Annotated in this window: 4 protein-coding genes; 2 read left to right on the top strand and 2 right to left on the bottom strand. The window is 72.4% G+C overall.

What is annotated here, in order from left to right:
• Positions 1-91 precede the first annotated feature (91 nt).
• Both ACJOT3_RS15310 and ACJOT3_RS15305 read right to left on the bottom strand, forming a co-directional pair.
• The gene (locus tag ACJOT3_RS15310) at positions 92-2,149 is read right to left on the bottom strand and encodes a WD40 repeat domain-containing serine/threonine protein kinase (protein ID WP_406973214.1); all 2,058 of its coding nucleotides are present in this window, start codon (positions 2,147-2,149) and stop codon (positions 92-94) included.
• Positions 2,150-2,169: 20 nt separating this feature from the next.
• Complete coding sequence (locus ACJOT3_RS15305) at positions 2,170-4,164, bottom strand: protein kinase domain-containing protein (protein ID WP_406973212.1); 1,995 nt, start codon at positions 4,162-4,164, stop codon at positions 2,170-2,172.
• A 227-nt stretch (positions 4,165-4,391) separates the two neighbouring features.
• Here ACJOT3_RS15305 and ACJOT3_RS15300 point away from each other — a divergent pair, with 227 nt between their 5' ends.
• Positions 4,392-5,402 carry an ABC transporter permease gene (locus ACJOT3_RS15300; protein ID WP_406973210.1) on the top strand — a complete coding sequence of 337 codons (1,011 nt, stop codon included), beginning with the start codon at positions 4,392-4,394 and terminating at the stop codon, positions 5,400-5,402.
• Positions 5,403-5,456: 54 nt separating this feature from the next.
• The gene (locus ACJOT3_RS15295; protein WP_406973208.1) at positions 5,457-7,250 is read left to right on the top strand and encodes an ABC transporter ATP-binding protein; all 1,794 of its coding nucleotides are present in this window, start codon (positions 5,457-5,459) and stop codon (positions 7,248-7,250) included.
• The last annotated feature ends 59 nt before the right edge of the window (positions 7,251-7,309 follow it).

Below are 7,309 nucleotides of genomic sequence, written 5' to 3'. Positions count from 1 at the left end.
TGGCCTGTGACGACGCGGGCCACCGCCCCCCACTCGTGTGTGCGGCCCGTGCCGCCCGCGCCCGGGCCGCGGCCAGGCGGCGGACACAAGATCATTCGACGCCCTGGAACCTGGCGACGCCGTCACTGCCGCCGGTGGACAGCAGGTCTCCGTCCGGGGTGAACGCGACCGTGACCACGCTCGCATCGTGTGCGGTCAGTTCCCTGTGGCGTCCTTCCGGCAGGGTGTCCCACAGCCACACGGCGCCGTCGTTGCCACCGGTGGCCAGTGCGGTGCCGGCGGCGTTGAACGCGATGGACCGCACACCGTTCATCGCCCCGGACACGAGCTCGACGGCTCCTTCCCCGCCCGCGCCGGTGTCCCAGAGGCGGACGCCGCCACCGCCGTCCCCGGTGGCGAGCGTGGCGTCGACGGGGTGGAACGCGACCGCCATCACGCCTCCGTCGTGCTCCGCGAGCTCGGCGACCTCTTCTCCGGTGCCGGTGTCCCAGATCCGAGCGGTGCCGTCGGTGCCGCCGGTCGCGAGGAGGGGGCTCTGGGGGTGGAAAGAGATGGACCGCACCTGTCCTTCATGCGCGGTGAAGGCCATGAGCTCCTTCCTGCTCCCGGCGTTCCAGAGGCGGACGGTGCCATCGGTCGCCCCGGTTGCGAGGAGAACGCCGTCGGGGTGGAACGCGAGCGACCGCACCCCTCCTTCGTGCCCGGGGAGCTCGCCGACCTGCTCGCCGCTCGCGGCGTTCCAGAGCCGGACCACGTGGTCCTCCCCTCCGGTGGCGAGAGTGACCGCGTCGTGGCCGAACACGGCCGCCCGTACGCCGCCTCGGTGACCGGTGAGTTCGGCGCTCTGCTCTCCGGTCTCGGTGCTCCAGAGCAGGACGGTCCCCTCGCCGTCGCCGGTGGCGAGCAGAGGCGCATGGGGGTTGAAGGCGATCGACCACACGTCGCCGTGTGTGCTGACGGTGGTGCCGTCCCACACGTCGGACCCGCCTGTGGGCCTACGCGATGTCCACAGGGCCAGGGTGAGGCTCAGCACGATGATCAGGGCGATCGCGGCGATGCCGATGCGGCGCGACACCTCCTGGTGCGGATTCCGCGCTCTCGGGCCGCTCTCCGACGCCGCGGGGGAGGAGCGCGCCGGCGTTGCGCCGGGGCCGGGCGAGCCGGTGGAGTCCCGCACGTGCCGGGGCGGTGCCTCCGGCGCGATCGGCCGGGAACCAGGGGCCGGGCCGGCCTGGGGCGGCGGGGTGCCCGGTACGGAGGGGCTCCGGTCCACGCGGGTGCGTGGCAGCGGCGCGGTCGGGAGGTCCGGCGTACCCGTGCCGCCGGGAGGTGGCCAGGAGTCCTCAAGGTCGCGGTGGGCGAAGCGGGTGAGGATCCGGTCGGGGGCGGGCCGCCGGTCGGGGTCGTGGTTCCAGCAGTCGGCGATGAGGACGCGGATCTCCGGGTCGATGCCGCCGGGGTCGGGCGGCGGGGAGATGAGGCGGCGCAGGGTCTCGGCCATGGTCGCCCCGGAGAACGGGCTCGCCCCGGTGGTGGCGTAGGCGAGGACGGTGCCCAGGGAGAACACGTCGGAGGCGGGGCCGACCCGGCCGCCGTCGGTCTGCTCGGGGGACATGTAGGGCAGGGTCCCGAAGACGGCTCCGCGGGTGGTCATGCTGTCGGCGTCCAGCGGCCGGGCGATGCCGAAGTCGATGATGCGTGGGCCGTCCTCGGCGAGGATGATGTTGGCCGGTTTGAGGTCGCGGTGCACGAGGTCGCAGGCATGGATCGCCTTGAGCCCCTCGGCCAGCCCGACGGCGAGCACGTGCAGGGCCGGCGGTGCGATGGGTCCGCCCTCCCGGACCTTCTTCTCCAGGGTGGGGCCGGGGATGTACGCGGTGGCGATCCAGGGGGATACGGCCCCGGGGTCGGCGTCCACCACCTGGGCGGTGTGGAACCCGCCCACCCGGCGGGCGGCCTCGGCCTCGCGGGCGAACCGTGCCCGGAACCCGTCCTCCTCGGCGAACTCCGGGCGGATCACCTTGACGACGAGCTTGCGCCCCGAGGCGGTCCGGGCCAGGTACACCTGGCCCATGCCGCCCGCGCCCAGGCGCGCGGTCAGGCGGTAGCCACCGATCTCCGGCGGGTCGGTGGGGTGCAGAGTGTCCACGCTGTATCGGCCTTCCCGGCTCAGTCGAGGTACCAGAGGTCGGTGGTGCGGCCGCTGCCCGCGATGTAGAGCAGGGTGCCGTCGGGGGAGAAGGCGACCGAGCGCACGTGCCTGCCGTAGCCGGTGTCGGTGAACGTGTCGATCTGTTCCCAGGTGTCGGTGGCCCAGAGCCGGACGGTGCCGTTGGAGGCGCCGACGGCGAGCAGGCCGCCGTCGGGGGAGAAGACCACCGAGTACACGTGCCCGGTCCGGCCGTCGAGTGTTCCGGTCTCCTCCCAGGTGCCGGTGTCCCAGAGGCGGACGGTGGCGTCGGAGGCGCCGGTGGCGAGCACCGTCCCGTCGGGGCTGAACGCCACCGAGCGCACGTAGTCGGTGTGCCCGGTCAGTGTGGAGACGGCCTCCCCGCCGTCGGTGTCCCAGATGCGGACGGTCTCGTCCACGGACCCGGTGGCGAGCACCGCTCCGTCCGGGCTGAACGCCACCGCGTGCACGTAGTCGGTGTGCCCGGTGAGCGTGCCGACCTCCTCCAGGGTTCCGGTGTCCCAGATCCGGGCGGTCCGGTCCGCGGACCCGGTGGCGAGCAGGGTCCCGTCCGGGGAGAACGCCACCGCGTGGACGGGACCGGTGTGTCCGGTGAGCGTGCCGACCTCCTCCTGGGCGTCGGTGTCCCAGAGCCGCACCGTCCCGTCGGTGGAGCCGGCGGCGAGGACGCCGCCGTCCGGGCCGAACGCCACCGCCGGGGTGTGCGCCTCCCCGGTCAGCGCGCCGACCTCCCTCAAGGACTCGGTGTCCCAGAGCCGGACGACGTCGTCGGTCCCGCCGACGGCCAGGGTGGTGCCGTCGGGAGAGAGCGAGATCGACCAGGTGTTGACGTCCGTGAAGAGGCTTTCGCGCCGGTACTCCCGACTGGAGGCCCACCACAGCCCGGCGATGAGTCCGATCACGACCGCGGTGACGGCGAAGTACTGGCCGAGCCCCCGAACGGTGTGCCTGCCCGACGGAGCCGTGCGCCCGGCCACCCGTGTCGGGGTGGTGCTCCTCGCCACCCGCGTCGGGGCGGGCGGTCGGAGCGGCGCCGCCTCCGGTGCCGGTTCGGGCTTCTCGGGGACCTCGGGCTTTTCGGGAACCTCGGCGGCCGGGTCCGGGCCCGGGGCCAGAGCCGGTTCGGGTGTCGGCGGCCGCTGCACGGTCGGCGGTGGCCAGGCACCGGAGAGGCCGCGGCCCAGGAAACGGTCGAGGATCCGGTCGGGGGTGGGCCGCCGGTCGGGGTCGGGGTTCCAGCAGTCGCGGATCAGTGTCCACATGAGCGGGTCGATGTTCCCGGGGTCGGGCCGGAGCCCGGTGAGGCGGCGCACGGTGTCCGCCGTGGTGTCGGCGGCGAACGGGTTGGCGCCCGTCGCCGCGAACGCCAGCACGGTGCCCAGCGAGAACACGTCCGAGGCGGGCCCGACCCGGCCGCCCTTGGCCTGCTCGGGGGACATGTAGGACAGGGCGCCGACGTCCGTCCCCTGAGCGGTCGTGCCGTCGGCGTCCACGGGCCGGGCGACGCCGAAGCCGGTGATGCGCGGCCCGTCCTCGGCGAGGATGACGTCGGCCGGTTCGAGGCCGCGGTGCACGAGGCCGCAGGCGTGGACGGCCTTCAGCCCCTCCGCCAGGCCCATGGCCAGGGCGTGCAGGGTCGGCGGCGTGATGGGGCCCTCGGCCCGGACCGCCCGCTCCAGGGTGGGGCCGGGGATGTAGGCGGTGGCGATCCACGGTGACCCGGCCCCGGGGTCGGCGTCCACCACCCGGGCGGTGTGGGATCCGCCCACCCGGCGGGCGGCCTCGGCCTCGCGGGCGAACCGTGTCCGGAACCCGTCCCCGTCGGCGGGTTCGGGGCGGATGACCTTGACGACCACCTGCCGGTCGTCCCGGGTGCGGGCGAGGTAGACCGGACCCGTGCCGCCGGAACCGAGGCGGTGGGTCGGCCGGTAGTCGTCGATCTCGGGCGGGTCGGTGGGGTGGAGGGGGTCCACGCTGTGTCGGCCTTCTACCCGGGGGGCAAGGGGATCGGGGTGGTCGTGTCGACGGAGCCGATTATGTCAGGCGGCCTTTCCCCGCAGGGGGCGGAACCGGGTACACGCCGCACGTCCAAGCGTGATCATTCAAATACACTGCGTTATCTTGGTCGTCTCAGGCCGAAACTTCGCGCCCCTGCCGATTTCCCTTCCAGGGCGGGCCCGACGACAGAAAGACACGCGCCTTGCTGACCTACATCCTGCGCCGTCTGGGCGCCGGGCTGCTGCTCCTGGCCGTGGTCACCATGGTCACGTTCGGCATCTTCTACGTGGTCCCCAAGTGGGCCGGGCGCACCACCGAGCAGCTGGCGACCATGTACGTGGGACGGGCGCCCACCCCCGAGGCGATCCAGGCGACCATCGACCGGCTGGGGCTGGACAAGCCGGTCATCGTGCAGTTCGGCGAGTTCGTGCGCGGGATCTTCTTCGGCGCCCAGTACCAGTTCGGCCGGGACACCATCGAGTGCTCCGCGCCCTGCTTCGGCTACTCCTTCCAGACCTACCAGGAGGTCTTCCCCGAGATCGTGTCCCGGCTGCCCGTCACGTTCTCGCTGGCCCTGGGCGCGGGCATCATCTGGCTGGTCGGCGGCATCGCCGTCGGCGTGGTCTCGGCGGTGTGGAAGGGCAGCCTCTTCGACCGGATCGCGATGGCGGTCGCCCTGGCCGGCGTCTCCCTGCCGATCTTCTTCACCGGCCTGCTGGTGCTGGCCTTCCCGGTGCACGCCTGGGGCTGGTTCCAGACCCCGCGCTACGTCCCCCTCACCCAGGACCCGCTGGGCTGGGCCACGGGCATGTTCCTCCCGTGGCTGACCCTGGCGTTCCTGCACGCCGCCATGTACGCCCGCCAGACCCGCGCGGGCATGTTGGAGGTGCTGAACGAGGACTACATCCGCACCGCTCGCGCCAAGGGCCTGAGCGAGCGCAAGGTGGTGCTCAAGCACGCCCTGCGGCCCACCCTGACGCCGATCGTGACGATCTTCGGCCTGGACCTGGGCCTGGTCCTGGGCGGCGCGGTCCTGACCGAGCAGGTGTTCTCCCTCAACGGCATCGGCCGCTACGCGGTCAACGCCATCACCCAGAGCGACCTGCCGGTGATCCTGGGCGTCACCCTGTTCGGAGCGTTCTTCATCGTGGTGTGCAACCTGATCGTCGACCTGATCTACCCGCTGATCGACCCGCGTGTGCGCGTCCACTAGCGGACCGTCTCCCCGCATCCACGACTTCGGACCCAGAGAGCAGAGGCGTCCCCAATGAGCGAATCCGCACCCGAAACCGTCGTCCGGGTGGACGACCTGCGGGTGGCGTTCCCGACCATGGACGGCGAGATCCAGGCGGTGGACGGGCTGTCCTTCGAGGTGCCCGCCGGGGGAGGGCTGGGCATCGTGGGCGAGTCGGGCTCGGGCAAGAGCGTGACCTCGCTGGCCCTGATGGGCCTGCACCGCGGCAGCCGGGCCAAGATCACGGGCGCCATCGAGGTGGCGGGGCAGGACGTCAACAAGCTGAACGACAAGCAGTTGCGGGCGATGCGCGGCAACGACATCGCGATGGTCTTCCAGGACCCGATGCAGTCGCTGCACCCGCAGTACACCATCGGCAACCAGCTGGTCGAGGCGCTGCGCGTGCACCGGCCGGACGTGTCCAAGGGCGAGGCCCGCAAACACGCGGTGGAGGCGCTGGACCGGGTGGGGATCCCCCAGCCCGGGAAGCGGATCAACTCCTACCCGCACGAGTTCTCCGGCGGTATGCGCCAGCGTGTGGTCATCGCGATGGGGTTGATGTGCGATCCCAAGGTGTTGTTGGCGGACGAGCCGACCACGGCGCTGGACGTGACGGTGCAGGCGCGCATCCTGGATCTGCTGGACGAGCTGCGCCGGGATCTGGGCATGGCCCTGATCCTGGTCTCCCACGATCTGGCCGTGGTGGCGGGTTCGGTGGACGAGGTCGTGGTGATGCGCCACGGGGTCGCGGTGGAGCGGGGTGATGTGCGCACGGTGCTGTCCTCCCCGGAGCACCCCTACACGCAGGCGTTGCTGGCCGCGGTGCCGCGGGTCGAGGTCTCCCGGGCCCAGCGCCGCGCCCAGGACCGCGCTGACCGGGCCGAACGCGAACGCGGGGAACAGCGGGCCGCCGGCGCGGTCACCGGACAGGCCCCGGAGCAGGAGGGGTTCGCGGCGTTCACGCCCAAGGAGCCCGAGGGTGAGCGGGAGGTCCTGCTCAAGGTCTCCGGGGTGGGCCAGCGCTTCAAGGTCCGCGGCGGGCTGTGGGGGCGCTCCAGCGACTTCTGGGCCGTCAAGGGCGTCTCGTTCGACCTGTACAAGGGTGAGACGCTGGGCATCGTGGGCGAGTCCGGCTCGGGCAAGAGCACGCTGTCGCGGATGGTCATGCGCCTGCTGGAGCCCACCGAGGGTGCCATCGAGTTCGAGGGCCGGGACATCACCCACATCGCCGAACGCCGGATGCGTCCGCTGCGGCGGGACGTGCAGATGGTGTTCCAGAACCCGTACTCGTCGCTGAACCCGCGCGTGACCGTGGGCGACGCGATCGGCACCGCGCTGCGCGTGCAGGGCGAGCGGGACACCAAGAAGATCAAGCGCGAGGTGCAGGAGCTCCTGGACCGCGTGGGGCTGGAACCGAACCACTACAACCGGTTCCCGCACGCGTTCTCGGGCGGCCAGCGCCAGCGCATCGCGATCGCCCGCGCGCTGATCCTCAAGCCCAAGCTGATCATCTGCGACGAGCCGGTCTCGGCCCTGGACGTGTCCACCCAGGACCAGGTGCTGCGCCTGCTCTCCGAGCTCCAGGACGACTTCGGGCTGACCTACATCTTCGTCGCCCACGACCTGGCCGTGGTCCGCCAGGTCAGCGACCGCGTCGCGGTCATGCGCAAGGGCGAGGTCGTGGAGCTCGGCGACAGCGACGCCATCTACGAGAACCCGCAGAGCGACTACACCCGCCAGCTCCTCATCGCCGCCCCGGTGCTCGACCCCGACCAGGCGCGCGAGCTGCGCGCCGAGCGGGTCCGCGAACGCGCCGAGGGGGCCTGAGCCGCCCGCGCCGCCTGAACCGGCCGGGCCGCGGGCTCCGGCCGGGGCGCAGCCCCGGC

The sequence above is a fragment of the Nocardiopsis protaetiae genome (assembly GCF_045446735.1).
Classification (GTDB): domain Bacteria; phylum Actinomycetota; class Actinomycetes; order Streptosporangiales; family Streptosporangiaceae; genus Nocardiopsis; species Nocardiopsis protaetiae.
This window is presented reverse-complemented; position numbering and strand designations above follow the sequence as displayed.

Excerpts from the sequence above, each read along its gene's own strand:
- ACJOT3_RS15295 (WP_406973208.1), top strand. The coding sequence starts at position 5,457 with ATGAGCGAATCCGCACCCGAAACCGTCGTCCGGGTGGACGACCTGCGG.